25 protein-coding genes are annotated in these 17,911 nt (G+C 59.5%); 22 read left to right on the top strand and 3 right to left on the bottom strand.

The window, feature by feature from the left end:
* Positions 1-29 precede the first annotated feature (29 nt).
* The 4 genes from B149_RS18715 (at position 30) to B149_RS0110545 (ending at position 2,354) form a co-directional block, all read left to right on the top strand.
* Positions 30-416: a DUF7483 domain-containing protein gene (locus tag B149_RS18715; protein WP_425386878.1), complete on the top strand. Its 387-nt coding sequence runs from the start codon at positions 30-32 to the stop codon at positions 414-416.
* A 9-nt stretch (positions 417-425) separates the two neighbouring features.
* Positions 426-1,028 carry a hypothetical protein gene (locus B149_RS17990; RefSeq protein WP_018125161.1) on the top strand — a complete coding sequence of 201 codons (603 nt, stop codon included), beginning with the start codon at positions 426-428 and terminating at the stop codon, positions 1,026-1,028.
* Between the two features lie 146 nt (positions 1,029-1,174).
* On the top strand, positions 1,175-1,711 hold the full coding sequence (locus tag B149_RS0110550; RefSeq protein WP_018125160.1) for an AcrIF11 family anti-CRISPR ADP-ribosyltransferase: 537 nt from the start codon (positions 1,175-1,177) through the stop codon (positions 1,709-1,711).
* Positions 1,712-1,727: 16 nt separating this feature from the next.
* The gene (locus tag B149_RS0110545; RefSeq protein ID WP_018125159.1) at positions 1,728-2,354 is read left to right on the top strand and encodes a hypothetical protein; all 627 of its coding nucleotides are present in this window, start codon (positions 1,728-1,730) and stop codon (positions 2,352-2,354) included.
* Positions 2,355-2,542: 188 nt separating this feature from the next.
* Here B149_RS0110545 and B149_RS0110540 read toward each other — a convergent pair whose 3' ends face one another.
* Together B149_RS0110540 and B149_RS0110535 are read right to left on the bottom strand one after the other, a co-directional pair.
* Entirely contained in the window at positions 2,543-2,761 is a 219-nt protein-coding gene (locus tag B149_RS0110540; protein WP_018125158.1) for a hypothetical protein, read from the bottom strand.
* 167 nt (positions 2,762-2,928) lie between these two features.
* Positions 2,929-3,432 carry a helix-turn-helix domain-containing protein gene (locus tag B149_RS0110535; RefSeq protein WP_018125157.1) on the bottom strand — a complete coding sequence of 168 codons (504 nt, stop codon included), beginning with the start codon at positions 3,430-3,432 and terminating at the stop codon, positions 2,929-2,931.
* 101 nt (positions 3,433-3,533) lie between these two features.
* On the opposite strand from B149_RS0110535, the gene B149_RS0110530 reads away from it, so the two are divergent.
* From B149_RS0110530 to B149_RS18800, 17 genes are all read left to right on the top strand, one after another.
* A complete protein-coding gene (locus tag B149_RS0110530) occupies positions 3,534-3,827 on the top strand; it encodes a hypothetical protein (protein ID WP_018125156.1) in 294 nt (97 codons plus the stop codon).
* A gap of 67 nt (positions 3,828-3,894) precedes the next feature.
* Positions 3,895-4,377, top strand: a complete 483-nt coding sequence (locus tag B149_RS0110525; protein ID WP_018125155.1) for a phage regulatory CII family protein — start codon at positions 3,895-3,897, stop codon at positions 4,375-4,377.
* Positions 4,374-4,514, top strand: coding sequence for a hypothetical protein (locus tag B149_RS18565; protein ID WP_018125154.1), 141 nt, complete (start codon positions 4,374-4,376; stop codon positions 4,512-4,514). The genes B149_RS0110525 and B149_RS18565 overlap by 4 nt, the downstream gene beginning before the upstream one ends.
* A complete protein-coding gene (locus tag B149_RS0110515) occupies positions 4,511-5,146 on the top strand; it encodes a hypothetical protein (protein ID WP_018125153.1) in 636 nt (211 codons plus the stop codon). The genes B149_RS18565 and B149_RS0110515 overlap by 4 nt, the downstream gene beginning before the upstream one ends.
* Positions 5,147-5,168: 22 nt before the next feature.
* Positions 5,169-5,588: a helix-turn-helix domain-containing protein gene (locus B149_RS17985; protein ID WP_018125152.1), complete on the top strand. Its 420-nt coding sequence runs from the start codon at positions 5,169-5,171 to the stop codon at positions 5,586-5,588.
* 10 nt (positions 5,589-5,598) lie between these two features.
* Positions 5,599-5,994 carry a hypothetical protein gene (locus tag B149_RS0110505; RefSeq protein ID WP_018125151.1) on the top strand — a complete coding sequence of 132 codons (396 nt, stop codon included), beginning with the start codon at positions 5,599-5,601 and terminating at the stop codon, positions 5,992-5,994.
* Positions 5,982-6,191, top strand: a complete 210-nt coding sequence (locus B149_RS0110500) for a hypothetical protein (protein WP_018125150.1) — start codon at positions 5,982-5,984, stop codon at positions 6,189-6,191. The genes B149_RS0110505 and B149_RS0110500 overlap by 13 nt, the downstream gene beginning before the upstream one ends.
* A gap of 192 nt (positions 6,192-6,383) precedes the next feature.
* Positions 6,384-7,514: a beta clamp domain-containing protein gene (locus B149_RS0110495; protein WP_018125149.1), complete on the top strand. Its 1,131-nt coding sequence runs from the start codon at positions 6,384-6,386 to the stop codon at positions 7,512-7,514.
* Positions 7,515-7,613: 99 nt separating this feature from the next.
* Positions 7,614-8,261: a PRTRC system protein E gene (locus B149_RS0110490; RefSeq protein ID WP_018125148.1), complete on the top strand. Its 648-nt coding sequence runs from the start codon at positions 7,614-7,616 to the stop codon at positions 8,259-8,261.
* Positions 8,262-8,270: 9 nt separating this feature from the next.
* Positions 8,271-8,492: a PRTRC system protein C gene (locus tag B149_RS0110485; protein WP_018125147.1), complete on the top strand. Its 222-nt coding sequence runs from the start codon at positions 8,271-8,273 to the stop codon at positions 8,490-8,492.
* Positions 8,493-8,526: 34 nt separating this feature from the next.
* Positions 8,527-9,696, top strand: a complete 1,170-nt coding sequence (locus B149_RS0110480; RefSeq protein WP_156816802.1) for a hypothetical protein — start codon at positions 8,527-8,529, stop codon at positions 9,694-9,696.
* The gene (locus tag B149_RS17980) at positions 9,689-10,462 is read left to right on the top strand and encodes a hypothetical protein (RefSeq protein ID WP_018125145.1); all 774 of its coding nucleotides are present in this window, start codon (positions 9,689-9,691) and stop codon (positions 10,460-10,462) included. The genes B149_RS0110480 and B149_RS17980 overlap by 8 nt, the downstream gene beginning before the upstream one ends.
* The gene (locus B149_RS17005) at positions 10,462-11,568 is read left to right on the top strand and encodes a PRTRC system ThiF family protein (protein WP_051069550.1); all 1,107 of its coding nucleotides are present in this window, start codon (positions 10,462-10,464) and stop codon (positions 11,566-11,568) included. The genes B149_RS17980 and B149_RS17005 overlap by 1 nt, the downstream gene beginning before the upstream one ends.
* On the top strand, positions 11,565-12,023 hold the full coding sequence (locus B149_RS0110460; protein WP_018125143.1) for a hypothetical protein: 459 nt from the start codon (positions 11,565-11,567) through the stop codon (positions 12,021-12,023). The genes B149_RS17005 and B149_RS0110460 overlap by 4 nt, the downstream gene beginning before the upstream one ends.
* Positions 12,016-12,240 (top strand): hypothetical protein, encoded by a 225-nt coding sequence (locus tag B149_RS0110455; protein ID WP_018125142.1) that lies wholly within the window; start codon positions 12,016-12,018, stop codon positions 12,238-12,240. The genes B149_RS0110460 and B149_RS0110455 overlap by 8 nt, the downstream gene beginning before the upstream one ends.
* 190 nt (positions 12,241-12,430) lie before the next feature.
* A complete protein-coding gene (locus tag B149_RS17975; protein WP_018125141.1) occupies positions 12,431-13,222 on the top strand; it encodes an N-6 DNA methylase in 792 nt (263 codons plus the stop codon).
* Positions 13,219-13,584, top strand: coding sequence for a helix-turn-helix domain-containing protein (locus B149_RS18800; protein WP_018125140.1), 366 nt, complete (start codon positions 13,219-13,221; stop codon positions 13,582-13,584). The genes B149_RS17975 and B149_RS18800 overlap by 4 nt, the downstream gene beginning before the upstream one ends.
* Here the strand turns inward: B149_RS18800 and B149_RS0110440 are convergent.
* Positions 13,571-14,638 carry a tyrosine-type recombinase/integrase gene (locus tag B149_RS0110440; RefSeq protein ID WP_040372638.1) on the bottom strand — a complete coding sequence of 356 codons (1,068 nt, stop codon included), beginning with the start codon at positions 14,636-14,638 and terminating at the stop codon, positions 13,571-13,573. The two genes, B149_RS18800 and B149_RS0110440, sit on opposite strands and share 14 nt — an antisense overlap.
* Positions 14,639-15,276: 638 nt before the next feature.
* Here B149_RS0110440 and B149_RS16990 point away from each other — a divergent pair.
* Positions 15,277-17,820 (top strand): PAS domain-containing protein, encoded by a 2,544-nt coding sequence (locus B149_RS16990; protein WP_018125138.1) that lies wholly within the window; start codon positions 15,277-15,279, stop codon positions 17,818-17,820.
* Positions 17,821-17,911 lie beyond the last annotated feature (91 nt).

The following is a 17,911-nucleotide window of genomic DNA, read 5'->3' as shown; positions in this document are numbered from 1 at the left end:
TTGCCTTCACCGTTGGGAACAACAGCACCGTGAACGCCCCCGCCGAAACCTATATCGCCTACGTTTTCCGCTCCGTCCCCGGTTTTTCGGAGGTGTTCAGCTTTGAGGGCAACGGCTCCAACGCNGGGCCGAGAGCAAATCTGGGTTTTCTGCCCCTGGCCATGCTGGGAAAAAATGCAACTGCCACGCAGGACTGGTTTTTCGTGTCCTCTGACATGGACGGAGGCCGGAACAATATTGAACGGTGGGTTGAGGGCAACACGGTTGAGCAGGCGTTCGGCTCGCCCGGGCTGTTTTCGTTTTTCTCGGGCGGCTTCGACGTCATAAACTCGTCGTCGCTGATTAACGGCAACGCCGATACCATCCTCGGCATCGCATGGGCGGCGCAGCCCTTCAAATATTCCAACGCATTCTAGGAGGCAGACATGTGGAGATACCCGGACAACACTTTTCGACAGACCCCGCCCGCGCAGGTGGTGCAGGGTGGCAGCGTCCGCCGCTTTGCGGATCTGACCCGCGAGGAGCGTGCGGCGCTCGGCTACCACGAGGCGCGGACGCTGCGGCGCGAGCCGTTCACCAGCTACGTCACCGAGTGGTTGCTGGGCGAGGACCTGATCCTGCGGGAACAGATCGTGGAGGCCGTGGTGGACGAGGCGGCACGTCTGGATGATGCCGCCGAGCGCAAGCGCCGCGAGATTTTGGCCGGGGCAGACGCGGCCATGGATGCGGCCACGGTGGAGTACAGCCGCGCGGAGATCGACAGCTGGCCCAAGCAGGAAGCCGAAGCACAGGCCCTGCTGGCTGACTCGACCGCCCCGGCGCCGGTCCTGTCCGGCATTGCCGCTAAGCGCGGCATCACGCTCGCACAGATGCGCGACAAGGTGCTTGCAAACGTCGAGGCCTTCGAGCTGGTCTGCGCTGAGATCCTCGGCACTCAGCAGGCCGCCGAGGAGCAGCTCAAGGCGGCCATGGACGCCGGAAACTACAACGCGATCGAGGCGCTGGTGGTTGAATATCCCGAGCCTTGAGGTGCTGAACAAGTGCAATGAAAAGCCCCCGGTCGCGTCGTGCGGCCGGGGGCTTTTTTTGTCTGTTCTTCTCAGGTTTTTGCAAAAACGGGTTGACACATGATAGCACTAGTGCTACTACTATAGTCAACAAAGGGGGAAACAAAATGACCACCATCGCCAACGAATACGAAATCAGCACCGAGACCGTCTTTTCCGGAACCAACGGCGACGTTCCCGAGAGCATCCTTGGCTACGGTCGTTTTTCCTCCGAATTTGACAACCGCTTCGGCGGTATCTTCGCAAGCCCGGAACGGGCAGTTGCAGAATCTCACGGCGAAACGGTTTTTGAAATGAGCCTCGGACGCTACATCAGCGCCGACGACTTCCGTCACCTGGCTTTTTATTCCGATCACGCCGAAGACGTTGCAGCGCTGATGCTGGCAGAGATCGACGATGAAAGATGTGTTTCCGACATCAATGCCGACTTGATGCTGGAACTCGTCGCAGAAGATGAAAATGTTTTCGATCTCGACAACGAGGTTGCTTCGGAACTGCTGGAACAGTTCGGTTTTGACAGCCTTGGCGAGCTGAGTTGGGACATCCAAGGTCTCAAGGGCGAAATCTGCCGCCGGATGGGTTTTGACTCCGTGGGAATGGAAGACGAACACGGCGAAAGCATCCTCGTTTTGAATCTGATCTAAAGAAAGGAGAGTAGGGATGGCTATGAAGAAAGGGACCCCGCAGTCTGTCGTGAGATTTCAGACCGACAACGATTTGCGGCCCGCAATTGCCCGGGCAGCCGAAGCAATTCAAGCCGAATCGGGGAAAAAATGCTCGGCAAATGACTTTATTCTCGCTGCAATTGAAGAAAAGTTGGCAGCTATGGGGGTGAAGCCCGGGCTGAATCAGTACGCTATGAAGATGCAAAAGCAGGTCGTCGCGAAGAACGGGCCGTATACGATTGTGAATCCCTACTATTTGGAGGAGAATCAGGATTCGCAGCGGTATAAGTCGCTGAGCGCGCAGCGGACGTCCTTCCTCGAATTTCATAGATACATGTTTTCGCTGTCAGACGAGCGGGTTCAGCGCTTACACCATAATTTCAAAGACTTCTGTCTTGAACAGCGTTTGTGCGAGAGTGATCATGTGTATCTCGATGTGCAACTGCTTCAAGATGCGATCGCATATCAGCTGGCGCTTCGCTCTCCGGACATGTTCGATGTTTTCGCAGTGACAAAAGACATATCACAATCGTGGCGGTCAAACATCAAGACTGCTATCGACTTCGATGACGTGACGTCCGAGCGATTGATCGAACTCGCGGATGAAATATTGTCCCAATGAGTTGTTGTCTGGCGAGCGCCGCGAAATTCTCGGCACCCAGCAGGTCGCCGGCGACTACAACGCGATCGAGTCGCTGGTGGTTGAGCAAGGATAGGGTCTGCGACCTAAAATCCCCCTGTGCTGGCACGGGGGGATTTTAGGTTGGAGAGGGAGGGGGTGCTCTCAAACAACTTCTCGTTACTCATACGTTACCCCATATCGGTTTCTTCCGACAGCCGCTTCAGCCAATTATATTCTTCATCACTCAAAAGGGGCTCATTTAGTATCTTGTGTAAGAGCTCAAGCGCTTGAGACTTGTCTGGGCTGAGATTGAACAAAAGAACATCAAGGGTTACCTCATCTTTTTTTGAGTACAGTTTTCTTACGGTTTTTATCGCCGAATCAACGTCACTATTACTCTTGGCCATCAAAACCCTCCATTCGCGTTAATGATTTATGAGTCAAGGTCATAGAGGCCTTGGTTACTGTCTAGCCTTTGTTTCAAGGCACATATAATTCGCCAAAACGCACCTAGATGTCATACTTTCTATAACCGCAGCCAAAAAAAGAGGGCCGAAGCCCTCGGGATAACTCGCTACCCCCGGTCCTGGTCTTCGGGTTCGTCCGGGCTTAATCTGGAGTAATGGCGCACCGCCTTACCTTCCCCCGCCACGTCCGGGTGGATCTTCGGGTTGTATATGCCCAGCTGGGCCGCGCGTTCGTTGAAGCGCGTCTCCAGAACCACCATTGACGCACGCAGGACGTGCAACTCATCCACTTCCGCCATGGCCTGTTCGACTTTTTTCACGGCCTCTGAGGGCGGCTCGTAGCCTGGGTACAGCTTGCGGGTTGTCGCCGGACTCTCTGGTGCAGTCGCCGCATCTTCGCCCGTCAGCAGCCACGCGGCGTCTGCTCCGAATTCTCGAACAATGAACGACAAAATGTCGAGCTTCGGCTGACTCGTGCCCTTCATCCACCCCGAAAGCGTTCCCGGACCCACCCCGAGGCGCGCCGCAAAATCGTTGTGGCTCAGGCCCGCACGCTCCATGACCTGCTTAAGACGCCACCCGAAGGCACAATATTCGACTTTTTTTGCCATTGTTCGATTTTTGTATTGACTTGTTCGACTTTTTTGAATTAGGGGTGACGGTAACAGTTGATGCAGACACCCGACACGAACACTTAACACACGCTGAAACTATGGAACCCAAAGACCCCCGTCAAGGACGCATTGCCGGATGGCTCAAGATGTCCGGCGCTTCGGTCAAGGATCTGGCCGCCCACCTCGGCCTGAGCCCTGCTCAGACCAGCCGCCACTGCAACGCCGAAGAGGTTCCCGTGGCGGTGCTGGAAGGGATGCGCAGTTATCGCGCACCCGGCGGCCAGCGTATTCCCGAACCGTACCTGCCCGCTGGCAGGGACAAGAAGCCCGGCCCGCCCAAGGGTTGGCTGCAACAGCGTATCGAACAGGCTCGCGCCGAGGCGGGAGGGTAACCCCTCCCCTCTTGTGCGCGGCAATTTTTTTTACCGCCAGCGGTGAGAATTCAGGAGGTAATTTCTCATGCACAACGCCGATTTGCTCCCCCTGCTTTTTGCCCTGCAGGACAGCACCAAGCACGCACGCAGCGGCATGAAGGCCGAACAGATCGCCGAGTTGATGGGCATCGGCTATTCGACCCTGATGAACAAGGTCGCGCCCAACGTGCACACGCACAGGCTGTCCCTGGCCGAGTTCTCGGCCTTGATCCGTTACACGCAGGATGATCGCCTGCTTTCCAAATTCGCGGCGGCGCACGGCTACCTGATCATCCCCATGCCAACGGGCAAGGTCGGCAACAGCGAAGCCGCACGCACGGCAGTGCAGGCTACCGCCCGGTTCGGCGAGGTCATGCGCAGTTTCGACCACGCGACCGACCCCGACGGCCCGGACGGCCAGCGCATATCCGACGACGAGCTGAAGAAGTTTCAGGAGGCGGGCCTTGAGGCGCAGAGCTACCTCGCCCGCTTCATGGAAGCCGTCAAAACCATGCGGGAGGAGTCATGAAAAACTTCATCATCTGGCTGTTCACGGGCAGCGAAGGGATGCTGGCCATCCAGTTTCTGCTCGGCCTGATCATTGTGCTGTACGTCGCATTCCTTGCGGGCTGCCTGTGGCTGCACCTGACCGGGAGGTCCTCATGAACCGGGTGGAACGCGTCCGACGCTACCGGCAACAGGTGCTGGCCCGATTGCTGAACGACGAGCTGGCTGATGTCGAGAGCATTTCCTTTGTAGAGCTGCTTGAGATGATGAACGTGAAACTGGCCGCGATCCGCAGTCGCATGAATCTGCCGCTTGATCTCGAATTCGGCGGAGGCGTTGGCGGATTCAGCCAGTTCGCGGTCAGGGCCTGCGGGTTTGCCGGGGTTTTTACGCCCGGCGGCAAAGGGGTCTCGTTTGCCAAGCAAAAGCGAGAGGCGTTTCTGCGGCGTCACCTGTCATGGGAGGACCCGGACCTGTTTGATGCACAGACGCCCTGCCCCGCACAGCCCGAGCCGGCAGCCGAAGAGCCGACCGGCGAGACTGTCGTGAACGACACCGCCCAGACACTGGGGAGTCTGGAGTTCACGGAACAGGCTCGGGTGAACCCGGCGGATGCGTTCCGCAACGTGGGCGAGGCCTACGACATGATGTGGGACATGGCCGGGCTCACCGAGGCCGAAGTGATGTGCGCCCTTGACGGCGCCCTTTCCGATCTCAGGAGCGGACAGGATCGGCACGCGAGGCTCAGGGTTTTGTCCTGCGCTCTCGTACTCAACGGAAAAGCCGCATAGCGCGGTACATACGGAGGTTACCATGACACATTTCGACAGCATCCTACGTCGCATCCACGAAACCACCGGCACCCGGACTCAGGTTCAGCTCGCCGACCAGTTGCAGGTCAAGCAGTCAAGCATATCCGACGCCAAGCGACGCGCGAGCATCCCCGATTCCTGGCTGGTCACGTTGCAGCGCGTGTTCGGCGTCAACCCCGAGTGGATCCTGAACGGCGACCCCGAGCCGCGCTGGCTTGTGCCTGCGGACGAAAAGGGCCGTCCCCTGAACGTGACCCGGGAACGGGAACGTTTGGAGCAAGAGGTGCGCAGGGAGCTGGACACCCTCGGCGTCGGCGAACTCATCATCCGACTCCGCGAGGCCGTTCCCGGAGTGGTCATCACCGTCGGCAATGCCGCACCCGAGAGTCAGAGCGGCGAACAGGCCAGACAGCCGCAGTAGGGGGGAAGCCATGCCCGTGGAACTCAAGGAACTCTATGAATGCCGCTGCGCCCGTTGCAACGAGCGCTTTCTGGTGGCTCCGGGCACGGCCATGGTCCTGGGATACAACTCGCGCCACGGCCGTTGCCTGCACTGCAAGGCGGACCTGCACATGGAGATTGAAGACGGCCTCGGCGGCGAGCGAATGGTCTCGGAAATGTATGGAGAGTGGGCCAGCCGAACGGGATACCGGGGTTGCCCCGTGGTCCAGAAGCGCAAGCCGGTTCGCTGCGACAACGCGGCCTGCCTGCGCGCAGACACTTGCTTGCGGCGCACCTTGCCGCAGGACCGCGCGGAGCTCGGCATGCGCGGCGACGGCCAGGGATGCGGCTACTACATGGACGGAGGTTCGTCATGCCTGTCGTAAACCAGCACGAACAAGTGGATCGCGCCCTGCGACAGGTGGAGCGGCTTTTCGATCTGCCGCAGGTCCGCGAGGGCGGCAAGGCGCGCATCGCCTTTGCGGCCATGTCGCTTCGCACGCTCAAGGAATTCATCCCCGAGAGCGCGGTGGCGGAAACACCCCAGCCCCGCTGCGAACGGGGCGTCTACAACGAACCCTGATTTTTCGGCGGCAGCCGGTGCCGACCGACTCCGGGCCGTCCCCGGAGATGTGAATACTCGTCCCAAACGGGGGGAGGACGGCTTCCCCCATGCCTGAAAACGATATTTCCCGGCCGGGAAGCCCCCGAGAGCATGCCCTCTGGCACGCGCGAAGCACTCCGGCCCGGCCGGGAATCTCAAAAGGAGGACACGATGTTCATCCGCATAGAACGCAATCATCTGGTGGAAGCCCTGGGCAAGGCGCTGGCCGTGTCCGGGGCCAAGGGTAGCGTCTGGATCGATGCCGTATCCGGCGAGCCCGACACCCTGACCCTGTTCGCTCTCAACGACCAGAACGGCATGGAGTACCGAACCACCCTGCCCGGCAGTGTGGTGAAGGCCGGACGGGCCGGATTGAACGCCCGCACCGTGCACGATCTCGCCAAGCGTCTGCCGACCGGGGAACTCTGTATCACGCGCAAGGAGGAAGGCGGCGTTTCCGTCACCATCGGCAGCAGCTCCTATTCGCTGCCGTGCACGGATGAGGCTGCCCGGCCGAATCTTTGCGAGCTGCCCGATGACTTCACCGAGATTTCCGGAGACCTCTTCGGCGAAATGCTGAGCCGCGTGGATCCCTACGTGAGCCGCGATGATGCCGCCATGGAAGGGATCACCTGCGCCAAGCTCGGCTCAAGCGGCGACACCTTCCACGTGGTGGCGCTGGACGGGCACCAGCTCTGCAGGACCGAGCTTGCCAACGAGGAACTTGCCGGACTGTTTGCAGAGGATGTTTTGATCCATCACGCGAACCTGACCGTCCTGCGCCGCTGGATGACGGCAGACGATGTGCAGCTGTCCGTGACGGACAAGCGACTCTTCGCTTCCATGTCCGACGAATCCGGAGTTTACGAGGTTCTGACCGTTCCGCGCAGCCTGTTCGCGTTCCCTGACGTCCATTCCATCATCGGCAAACTGGATACCGCCGACACCCGGGTTGAGGTTGCCCGCGAGGCCATGGATGCGACCCTGACCCGTATGGGGCTTTTTTCCGGCAACGGCGTTGGCCTGTTCTTCGAGGACAAGGGCCTGCGGTTCCGCACTTCGGACGACTCCGGCCGAGGCATGGAATTTCTGGAGGCTGCGGTGACGGGCGGCATCGAGCGCGTGGCCATGCCCATCAAGGTTCTGCGTACCGCGCTTTCCCGCTTCGATTCAGCCAAGGTTACACTCACGGTCTGCACCGTGCCCGGCCCCTGCGGGGTTACGGGCGAGGATGACCCCGGCGTGTTGGTCATCGCCATGCCGCTGGACATTGCCGACGACGGGTGGAGCCAGTTTGAGTAACCGCCCGGATTTCTTGCGTCTCACCCTTGCGCCAATGGGTCAAAATGCTAGTATTTACGAATAGTTACAAAATCAAACAGACACAGCACGGAGGTACGCATGTTTGAAGTTTTCGACGCACTTGTTCCACAGGGCGGCACGCTGGCCATCAGTGTGAGCCGCGCGGATGGGGAGCGCTTGACCGTGTCCGTCCTGCCTCGTTTTTCCGAGGTCGGCGACCACAAGAACGCCCTGCTCAAACCGATCACCGTGAAGGGGACGCCCGCCGAGTTGAACGAGTTTATCGTCTCGGAACTAGCAGGATTCGCACAGGACGTGGCCGATTTCGATTCCACGCTGGAACAGGCTCGCGAACAGCTCAGGCAGCAGGGTAAAGCCGCACGCGCCAAAGCTGGAGGCGGCAATCCGGACCGCACACAAGGCGAAGCCGACGAAGCTCAAGTGGAGACCCTTTGTCAGGCTCTGCCCGGCTCCGACCCTTTCAAAGAAACGCTCGGCAAAGCCTGTTCCGCAACGCTCGAAGCCGCGTTTGCCAAAGTGGAAGATCTCGCCGTTCTTCGTCCTCTGGCGACCGAGCTGAAAAAGATCGTCGGCAAGGAAGCCGACGGATACTTCGAGCAGCGCCTGACCGCGCTTTACAAGGACGGCAAGGGCGACAAATCCGCCGTTGGCAAGGAGCTGGAGAAGATCACGGGCAAGACGCTTGCAGATCTCGGACTCAAGGCCAAACAGGCATCCATGTTCTAGGAGGTTTTCATGACTGTGGAAGTAAAAAGCATGCCGCGAGTGTTCAAATGCAAAATAGGTGGGGAAGAGCGTACGCTGCCCGACCCGGACGCGAACATGTTCCCGGAACAGGTTATGCGCCACTATGCCGCCACCTACCCCGAATTGACCAACGCCGTAGCCTCTGGCCCAGACGTCAAACAGGATGAAGTCGTATGGACGTTCGCTGTGAACGTAGGCCGGAAAGGCTGATCCCCATTGGCGAGTACGTACGGAGGTTGAAACAATGCGAGCAGCAAACCAAACCGAATCCGGAGCCGACAGGCCAGGAACTCACACTTCTGCACCGAGGCTTCGGCAAGTTGGTGGAGAAGCACAACGGTTCGCGGCAACGATACGGAACGGAGCGGGAAACGCCCATGCCCGTACCGCGCAGGCTGCTCGGTACCCTGTAACACTTCCGGATGTTTCTGCCATACCTCCCTCCCTCAAGTGGCAGGATGCGGCCCGGGCCCAGGGACGGCTCGACCGCATCCTGCCCGACCCCGTTCGCGACCTCTGTGATCTGTGGGCCATGGTGGGCAATACCGGCTGCATCAAGGGCTTGAATGTCCCCGAGCACGCCCGTCCCGAGGACGTCTTCGTGGACCTCTGGCGCACATTCAAAGTTGCTGCAAACTCCGATTTCATGGTGGTTTCGTTAGATCGGAACAGTGCCGGGCGGCTAACCATCAACGCACTCGCAGAGGGGGCGGAAGCCCCGTGGGGACTCTTCGTCTCCGGTGACATGCTCTGTCTCCTGTCCGAGGTCAATCCAGAAGCATACCGGCTCGTTGCCGCAGTGCTGCGCCACATGGGCCAGATCCTGAACATCGATATGCTGTCCGAATGGCGTCTAGAACAGTTCGCAGACGGCGTGGCCGAGAATGCGGACTTCATGGGCGACGAGGACGAAGCAAAAGAGATGCAGGCCGAATATAAATCCATCCGAGAACGTATGGACAGGATGCCCGAAATGTTTGGTTGCCGACCGGACGAGGACGTTTCGGCTGAAATGATTTTTCACCAGTGCGAAAGCCGACCTGTGCCGCCGAAGTTTGCCCGGTGGGCACGTCGCGCACTGCTTCGTGCCAGACGTGCCGGCAATCTCCAGCACTATTTCGACCGGGACGTCTTCGACACCTACTACGGCTGCGAGGGACTGGTCTTCCTCGACTGCGTGGGGGTTCTCTGGGAGGGCCACTTCACGGCCATGGCCGAAATGTACCTTGATGCCGAATATCAGCAGGGCTTTGTCCCCCCGCTTTTCTCTGCCCGGTTCACAGCATTATCCGAATTTTCCTTTAGCAGCTTCGCGCGCCGCCGGCGCCGGAGCGAGCGAGGTTTTGAACTCCTTTCGGACTCGTTTGACGAACTCCAACGTCTCATGACCAGCGAGGTATCCAAGCATGAGTGAGATCGCGATTCCCATGAACGACTTCCAGGCCAAGGCCGTGCTTGTGGTGTACGGCCGTGACGGCGAGCGAAGAGACGCTCTCTTTTCGTCCTACGGCCTCGACCACAGCAACAGAACCGAGGACTACTACGTCGAGACGTTCCCGGCCACCGAAGGCCCTGACGGCATCGAACTCGGTGCGGGAAAGCCCATGAGCATGGCGTTTTTGCGCGACATGGTGAGAGGACTTGCCGAGGGGCATCTGGTGTTCGACGGGCTCGGGTTGTTGCCGGATACCACTCTCTCCACCCGGGCCGACGGTGACCTTGCGTGGTATCGCCCGGCAGGGCCACAGAGCGTATTCATTGAGTACCAGGGCAAACAGGTACGAGGCATGGCCAGTTACCCCGCCACGCTTTTCATGCTCAAGAACACGAACCTCTATGCTTTTGCGCTGAAAAGCGGGACGGACCGCCCTTCCGAGCGTAGCGGGGTCTTTCGCTTGCCGCTTCTGAACGGTTACTCGGACGGCCATATTTGCATGGGGTCGGCGCGGGTGCCCAAGGAAGGACTCGCTTCCGAGCGCATGGGAAAGGCAGAGGACGCCTTTTTCCAGTCCACCTTCAACCACAACTTCACCGGCAATCACAAACTGATCCGCAGCGGAGACGTTGTGGAGCTATGGGAGCGGCTTGTCCAGAGCGGCAAGCCCTTCCCGGAAAAACAGCTTGTGCGCTTCAAGCCCGGCGCAACTGTTGCCGACCTGCTGAGGGAGCACGGATTCTGATGCATTGGAACTACTTGAGACTTTCTGAGCAACTGGAACACCGGGTCCATATCGTATTGGCTGGTTGCGGAGGCACCGGCAGCGCAGTTCTGCGGGAACTGGCCCGCATGGACGCGGCTTTGCGCCAACTGGAACACCCGGGACTGTTTGTGACTGCATGTGACCCGGACCGGGTGTCCGAGGCCAATCTCGGGCGGCAACTCTTCTACCCGCCCGACGTCGGCTACAACAAGGCTGCCGTGCTGGTCACCCGCATCAACCGCGACTTCGGGCTCGACTGGGAGAGCAAGCCCATCCGGGTATGCCCGGACCACGAGCAGAAGCTCCGAATGTACGGGCAGCGCAACCGCGTTCTCGTTTCATGCGTGGACTCGGGAGCGGCCCGCGTCGGCCTCGGCCAGATGGTCACGGATGAAGTGTTCTCACTCTGGCTCGATTTCGGGAACGGCAGGGATTTCGGTCAGGCCGTTCTCGGCACGGCCCCGGCCACGCAGCGGACCTGCTCGTTCGGTAGCCTCTCGGACAGGGGTCTTCCGGAAACGGTCAGGGCGCTGCCCACGGTGCTCGACCTGCTGCCCAGCGCAGGGCAGGACGATCCGGACGACGGCCCGAGCTGCTCCATGGCCGAGGCACTTCGCCGCCAGGACCTCTTCATCAACACCACGCTCGCGGTGCTCGGCGTCGGCCTCCTGTGGGACTGTATCCGGAACAAGGGTCTGGACCATCACGGCCTGTTTCTGAACCTGCGGACCAAGGAAGTTCGCCCCATGCCCGTCGACCCGAACTACTGGCGACGGTGTGGGTGGAAGCTTCCGCAGGAGTGGCGGAGCGTCCTGCATCTACGCCTCAAGCGGCAGTGGTTCGACGAGATCGCCAGCGGCCGCAAGCGGGTCGAGTTCCGCGCCCGGACCGACTACTGGCGCAAGCGCCTTGAAGGCAAACATTTCGACGAAATCCGTTTCGTCAACGGCTACGGCAAGGACCGCCCGTGGATGCGAGTGGCCTTCGGCGGTCTGGAAGAGACCGAATGGAACGGAGAGCCCGCCTACGGCCTGCATCTGGGCGAGGTTCTGGAAACCGGCAACTACCAAGGAGAAAACGCATGATCGGCAATCCCCCTACCACTATGAAGCAGGAGCTCGACGCGGTTATCGGCCTGTTGCGCACGGCCGAGCAACAGGGCTTCTTTTGGCTCTGCGGCTGTTGCGGCCAGATCATCCCGGACGAGGACTACGCCTATGCTCAAGGCTGTCCCAAGTGTGCCGCCGATGACGTGAACGTGGAAGAAATCGCGCCCGCTGATCTTTGCGGCCGGATGGCCAGGCGTCTGGAGAGATTGAGTCCCGAACAGGAGTTCGATCGCGGCTATGCATTCTGCGCGGCGTTTGTGACCTCACAGAAGTGGCATGTGACGCCGGACGAGCTTTGGATGGATTTCCCCGCTGGATGGGATGCCCTCGAAGCGCTCCACCTTCCCGAACACGATTGGGGAATCCTTAGCAGGGCCTATCGGCGGGGCGAGAACGGGGAGATCGTCCGTAGGCAGGGCGACGATGAATAAGATTCTCTTTCGCGAATGTCCGAAATGTCATGGATACGGCGTGCTGGACAGCGGCAGGAACTGCACGTTCTGCGGTGGGGCCGGCCATGGTGGCCTTCACGGCGACGGCGTTATCGGCAGCGGGGAAATCATGATCGACAAGGACAGCGGGCGGCGCATTACGCCCAGCGAGCTGGCCCGAAGCATCCGGGCAAAGCGCAGGGAGAAAACGCCGTGATCTGCGCAGGCTGCATTCACCAGCCCGAATGGACCTATTCGGCACTGCTGTTCACTGCCAGGTGCCCTCGAATGGGATGGAATTTGGAACGGACTTTGTTTGAAGAGCACGAGGTGTTCCACGTCCGGGAGACCGGGCAACGGGTGCGTGTCACCTACTGCCCGGCCCGGCAAGAGGAGGGAGAAGACAGATGAAACGAGCCAAGAAGAACATGGACGAGCTGCGGCGACATCTGGAGGCCATGCGCTCGCATGGTCATGGCCCGGCGCGGGTGTTCGAGGACTGGGTGGCGCTGTGCTTCTACGCCCTGCAACGCGACGACGAGAGCTATCTTGAAATCATGGGCCGGTACGACAACGCCGTACGCATCGACGGCATGCGACCGGCGGATCGGTTCGCGGCCGCGTTCGCCTGTCTCGTGCAGGCCATGGAGGCCAGCAGCAGCGAACTCCTTGGCGACCTCTTCATGGAGTACGCAAGCGACAAGTACACGGGGCAATTTTTTACGCCGTGGTCGGTCAGCTCCATGATGGCGGAGATGGTCACACCAGCGGAAGGCGAGCGGTGTCTTGACTGCGCATGCGGCGCAGGGGGGCAGCTCGTCGCCGCCGGTCTGGCCATGCGCCACGCAGGTCACGACGTCCGCAAGAGCCTGTTCATGGGCGTGGACATCTCGTTTACCTGCTGTGCCATGACCGCGATCAACCTCACCCTGCGCGACCTGCCCGGGGTGGTGGTCCACGGCGATAGTCTCCGGCTCCTGACGTGGGCCGGCTGGAAGATCGTCCGTACTCCGCTCATGCCGCCCAGATTGGTGCGCATGACGATCGAAGAAGCGACGGAATGGATGGAAGGCCCGGTCCGCATGGGACTTGAGCAGGAGCGGGCCAAAGAGGAAGAACGCGGTGCCGAGGAGCCGGAAGTGGCCATGCCTCCCAAGCCCGCTTACGCAGACATGCCCATGTTCAGGGGGATGACATGAATACGAACGAACAGATGGTGATTCAGGACGGGCCGGCTACGGCCCTTTCCCGATTGATGGAACAGATTCAGCCCGAGCTGTCGCAGGGTCAGTTGACGGAGTTGCAGGAGCTATTCTCGCGCGCCGTCGCTATGGGAGTGAGCCAGGCCTTCGGCCGGGCCGCCCGGCTTGAAGAGATGCGGCGCAAGATCATGCTGACGCCGACAGAAGCGGCGGAGCTCATAGGCGTCCCGGCCAAGACCCTGAGCAACTGGCGCAGCGCGGGCCGTGGCCCGGACGTGGTCAAACATGGGGGAAAGGTCCTCTACCCCGTGAAGGATTTAGAGAAGTGGACGGAGGCGAACCGTGTCAAGAATTTGTAAAGCGCTTATCGATGTAGGACACCGCCTGCTGCCGCACGTCCGGGCACAGGTGGGCATACCGTTGGGTCTGGCTGAGACTTTTATGGCCCAACAACTGACTGATAACGTAGAGCGGGATACCATCGCTGGCCAGCCAGCTCGCGAACGTGTGCCGGAGCGTGTGGAACACGACTTTATAGCGATTGTCATCAATCCCTTTATTCAGTTTCAGAGCTTCAACCGTACGCTCGTAGGTGTCGCTGATGGCCGTGATCTGCTTCCCGGTCCGGCTCGGAAACACGAGGTGTCCCATGGGGGTGGTGGGCATGGTCCCGAACACTTCATTCATGAGGGTGGGAGTCATGTGGACGGTGCGGCTCTCGCCGTTTTTGGTGTCTTCGGCTCGGATCATGGCCGCCTCCAGATCAATATGTTCACCGCGCAGCCGAAATATCTCCGATGCACGAAAGCCAGTGTGCAGACTGACCATGGCCATGCGCCAGACCTGATCGCTGCGAAGCCTCAACCCTTCCATGAGCTGGCGCGCCTCCCCGTTGGTAAGAAAGCGCACCCGTTGAACGTCCGCCTTGGGAAACTTGATGCCTCTGGTGGGGCTGCGACCGTGCCACACGTCCCATTCGCTCATCTTGCGATAAAGCGACCCCACGAGGCCAATAACCTTTTTGGCGGTACTCGGGGCAAGTTTGACGAGAAGGTCGGCCTTCAGGTCCTCCACATCAAGCGTGCCGATCCTGTCGAGCCTCAGGTGGGCCAGTTTGTCCTTCAGGTGGGTTTCGTAGCGCATGCGCTCGGAGTCAGGGTCGGCAAGCGTGGCAATGTGGCGTTGATCAAACATGTCCCAGGCCTCGCCGAAGGTGATGTTCTTTCGGGTGGCCATCAGGTCACCGTGACGTTGCTTCTGCAGGCGCTCGGCTCGAATCTGGCTGGCCTTGGCGGCAGTGTAGCCCTCGGAGAGATATCCGACTTTCTCCCAGACCTTCTTGCCGCGCAAATCCTTGTACGTTATGTCGAAGCAAACATCAGGCTTGCCCTGATGCCGCCGGCGCTTACTCACGCGCTTGTACACACCTGGAAAACGTGTCGAGTCTCTGCCCATGTCCTGCTACCTTTTGGCTACCCAGTGGCGGTTTCTGCTACCTATTTGAGACCCACAAGCGGGAACAAGCGGGAGTCTCTGGGATCGAAAAGCCCTTGTAAGCCGTGCATTTGGGAACGTCAAGGACACACCGGGCATGAAGAGGAAAGCCGTGCAAACGGACTACGAATCCGTAGGTCGGAGGTTCGAATCCTCCCGGGCGCGCCACAAAAGATTTCAAGCCCTTGCAGTGTTCATCACCGCAAGGGCTTTTTCTTTTGCCCATCCTGTTTATGCCCAGTTGGGCATTCATGCTTCAGCTTGCCATCCCTCACGCTCCAAGTTCCACCGGTGGTGCCATAAGAAGCGTCCCACGCTCACTGCTCCAACGCTTGCCATTTCGCGCAGGCTGCTTCCTCACCAACATGGGGCGGAAAGCTGAAGCACTTTGCCCTGCGGCTAGACATAACCACTTTCCTACAATCCTCTTTCTAAAAAAATGGTGATGCGCTATCGTATTTGCCAACTGAATTTCCCACGCAGACCGCGCCAAGGCCCAGAGATTCCGCTGCGAGATTCCTGAGAGTTCAGCCGTTCTAATCCGGAGCTTAGTCACCATGGATATACAGCCCTTCATCTCACTCGCTCAAAATGTCTCCCTGTTGCTTGCGGCGGTGCTGCTTTTCGAACTCACCGGTGCGCGAATGGATACGGCCCGGGATCATTTCAAGGAGTTTACCGTCGGGCTCGGTCTCGGATTCATCGGCGTGCTGATCATGCTCACCCCATGGACCATCATGCCCGGCGTGGTCTTCGACACACGCTCGGTGCTCATCGCCGTCAGCGGGCTGCTTTTCGGGACCGTCCCCACGATCGTGGCCATGGTCATGACCATCGTATCCCGCATAGCCTCCGGAGGGACCGGGGCAATAACCGGCTCTGCCGTCATTCTTGCATCCGGCATCATTGGTATCGCATGGAGACAGCTTCGCAGGGAACAGCTGCACGACCTTGAATGGAAAGAATTGTTCGCCTTCGGATTTATCGTGCATCTGGTCATGCTGCTGCTGATGCTCACGCTGCCGGACGATGTGGATATGCAAGTGCTTTCCCGAATCACCCTCCCCGTCATCATCATCTACCCCGCCGGCACTGCGCTGCTGGGGATGCTGATCATCCAACGGCTGAAAAGAGAGCTTACGGAAAGAAAACTCGCCGAAAGCGAGGAACGCTTCAAACGGGCCATGGAAGCCAGCCGCGACGGCATCTGGGACTGGGATATAGCAAGCAACACAGTATACTTCAGCCCTGGCTACAAGGCGCTGCTGGGATACGCCCCCGACGAATTCGGCAAGGATATAGGCTCATGGACGGAGCTTATCCATCCGGACGACTTTTCCTCGGTGCTCAAGGCAAATCAGGACTGCATCAATGGCCGCTTCGATGAATTCGAGGTGGAATACCGCATGCATCACCGTGACGGCACTTGGCGCTGGTTTCTCGGTCGGGGCAAGGCCGTGGAGCGCGACGGCAACGGCCGGGCCTTGCGCATGGTGGGAACGCATACGGACACGACGCGCAGAAAGCAGGTCGAGGACAGCATCAAGGCCAATGAGAAGCGCCTCCGGAGCCTGTTGGACGATGTGGATATGGTGGCCGTGCAGGGCTACGACAACAAGCGACGCGTCATCTACTGGAACCGGGCCAGCGAAATCTTTTACGGCTACACGAAAGAGGAAGCGCTGGGGCAGCCGCTTGAAGACCTGATCATCCCTGAAGAAATAAGGGAGTATGTCGTTCGCGACATCACCAACTGGCTTGAGGACGGCATCCCCATCCCAGCCGGTGAACTGATCCTTCGCAACAAGGACGGTTCCGATGTCAGTGTCTACTCGTCTCACGCCATGCAGACCAACCCCTTTGGCGAAAAGGAGCTCTACTGCATCGATGTGGACATGAGCGAGATCCGCAAGACACACGACCAGCTCGTGCGGGCAAAAGAGTTGGCCGAGTCCGCCAGCCGCACCAAGTCGGAATTTCTCGCCAACATGAGCCATGAAATCCGGACCCCGCTCAACGGCGTCATCGGTATGCTGGAACTCTTGCGCACCACCGGGCTCTCCCATGAACAGGGCGATTATGTTCAGACAGCCGTGACCGCTTCAAAACGCCTGACGCAACTCCTGAGCGACATTCTGGATCTCTCACGCGTCGAGGCCGGCAAACTGTCCATTCACAACCACCCCATGAATATCGCCGAGGCCGTCGAGCACGTGCGGCAACTGTTCAAGCCCACCGCAGAGCAGGCAGGTATCGAAATACGGGAGTACATTCACCCGAAGGTGGCCCGACAGGTCTCAGGTGACGCCTCACGCATCCAGCAGATTCTTTTCAATCTCGTGGGCAACGCAATCAAATTCACGACCAAGGGCTCGATCAGCATTGAAGTGTATCCGTTGCCAACTCCCGACACCGGACGCATCAAAGTACTCTTCGCCGTTGCAGATACCGGCTGCGGCATTGAAGACAAACTGGCCGAAGAGCTTTTTGAGCCATTCACGCAAGCCAGCCGAGGCTTTCAACGGACTCATCAGGGGGCCGGTCTCGGCCTTACCATCTGCCGGAGGCTGATCAAGCTCATGGACGGCGACATCACGCTGGAGAGCCAGCCCGGCGAAGGCACCACGATCTTCTTCTGTCCCACCTTCCACGAAAGCACCGCGGACTCCGTGAGGCCTGCTCTTTCCGAAACTCATTCAGAACCGGGCAGGATCATCCGGAACGTTCTGCTGGCCGAAGACGACAGGATCAATCGCGTGGTCACTGAAAAGCAGCTTCAAAAACTTGGATGCAGAATCCACACGGCCACAAACGGCCGTGAAGCACTGGAAATGCTTGAGGTGAAGCCGTTCGATCTCGTGTTCATGGACGTACAGATGCCTGTTCTGGATGGGGTGGAAGCGGTCACATCCCTTCGCTCGGGACTGGCCGGAGAGTTGAACAGGGATGTGCCGGTCATCGCGCTCACCGCTTATGCCATGAACGGCGACGAGGACAATTTCCTCAGGGTCGGCATGGATCACTATCTTCCCAAGCCTGTCGAGATCCGCGAGCTCGACGCCGCCATTCGCCGTTTCGGCAAACCGCCGGTCAATCCTTGAGCACTCGTCGCCGAACAGAAAGATTTGCCGCCCTTGTCTCGTTTCTGTTCAGAAATCGCATGCACGCCGTACCATTTCTGCGCAGCGTTGT

Origin of the sequence: Desulfovibrio oxyclinae DSM 11498 (assembly GCF_000375485.1) — a bacterium.
Classification (GTDB): Bacteria; Desulfobacterota; Desulfovibrionia; order Desulfovibrionales; family Desulfovibrionaceae; genus Pseudodesulfovibrio; species Pseudodesulfovibrio oxyclinae.
The sequence above is the reverse complement of the archived record's forward strand: the minus strand, read 5'-3'. Positions and strand labels throughout refer to the sequence as shown.

Coding starts and splice junctions, on each gene's coding strand:
- B149_RS18565 (WP_018125154.1), top strand. CDS start 4,374: ATGAAAAACTTCATCATCTGGCTGTTCACGGGCAGCGAAGGGATGCTG.
- B149_RS18800 (WP_018125140.1), top strand. CDS start 13,219: ATGAATACGAACGAACAGATGGTGATTCAGGACGGGCCGGCTACGGCC.
- B149_RS0110525 (WP_018125155.1), top strand. CDS start 3,895: ATGCACAACGCCGATTTGCTCCCCCTGCTTTTTGCCCTGCAGGACAGC.
- B149_RS0110485 (WP_018125147.1), top strand. CDS start 8,271: ATGACTGTGGAAGTAAAAAGCATGCCGCGAGTGTTCAAATGCAAAATA.
- B149_RS17990 (WP_018125161.1), top strand. CDS start 426: ATGTGGAGATACCCGGACAACACTTTTCGACAGACCCCGCCCGCGCAG.
- B149_RS0110460 (WP_018125143.1), top strand. CDS start 11,565: ATGATCGGCAATCCCCCTACCACTATGAAGCAGGAGCTCGACGCGGTT.
- B149_RS0110455 (WP_018125142.1), top strand. CDS start 12,016: ATGAATAAGATTCTCTTTCGCGAATGTCCGAAATGTCATGGATACGGC.
- B149_RS0110535 (WP_018125157.1), bottom strand. CDS start 3,432: ATGGCAAAAAAAGTCGAATATTGTGCCTTCGGGTGGCGTCTTAAGCAG.
- B149_RS16990 (WP_018125138.1), top strand. CDS start 15,277: ATGGATATACAGCCCTTCATCTCACTCGCTCAAAATGTCTCCCTGTTG.
- B149_RS17980 (WP_018125145.1), top strand. CDS start 9,689: ATGAGTGAGATCGCGATTCCCATGAACGACTTCCAGGCCAAGGCCGTG.
- B149_RS17975 (WP_018125141.1), top strand. CDS start 12,431: ATGAAACGAGCCAAGAAGAACATGGACGAGCTGCGGCGACATCTGGAG.
- B149_RS0110515 (WP_018125153.1), top strand. CDS start 4,511: ATGAACCGGGTGGAACGCGTCCGACGCTACCGGCAACAGGTGCTGGCC.
- B149_RS17985 (WP_018125152.1), top strand. CDS start 5,169: ATGACACATTTCGACAGCATCCTACGTCGCATCCACGAAACCACCGGC.
- B149_RS0110500 (WP_018125150.1), top strand. CDS start 5,982: ATGCCTGTCGTAAACCAGCACGAACAAGTGGATCGCGCCCTGCGACAG.
- B149_RS0110540 (WP_018125158.1), bottom strand. CDS start 2,761: ATGGCCAAGAGTAATAGTGACGTTGATTCGGCGATAAAAACCGTAAGA.
- B149_RS0110550 (WP_018125160.1), top strand. CDS start 1,175: ATGACCACCATCGCCAACGAATACGAAATCAGCACCGAGACCGTCTTT.
- B149_RS0110480 (WP_156816802.1), top strand. CDS start 8,527: ATGCGAGCAGCAAACCAAACCGAATCCGGAGCCGACAGGCCAGGAACT.
- B149_RS0110530 (WP_018125156.1), top strand. CDS start 3,534: ATGGAACCCAAAGACCCCCGTCAAGGACGCATTGCCGGATGGCTCAAG.
- B149_RS0110505 (WP_018125151.1), top strand. CDS start 5,599: ATGCCCGTGGAACTCAAGGAACTCTATGAATGCCGCTGCGCCCGTTGC.
- B149_RS0110545 (WP_018125159.1), top strand. CDS start 1,728: ATGGCTATGAAGAAAGGGACCCCGCAGTCTGTCGTGAGATTTCAGACC.
- B149_RS0110490 (WP_018125148.1), top strand. CDS start 7,614: ATGTTTGAAGTTTTCGACGCACTTGTTCCACAGGGCGGCACGCTGGCC.
- B149_RS0110495 (WP_018125149.1), top strand. CDS start 6,384: ATGTTCATCCGCATAGAACGCAATCATCTGGTGGAAGCCCTGGGCAAG.
- B149_RS17005 (WP_051069550.1), top strand. CDS start 10,462: ATGCATTGGAACTACTTGAGACTTTCTGAGCAACTGGAACACCGGGTC.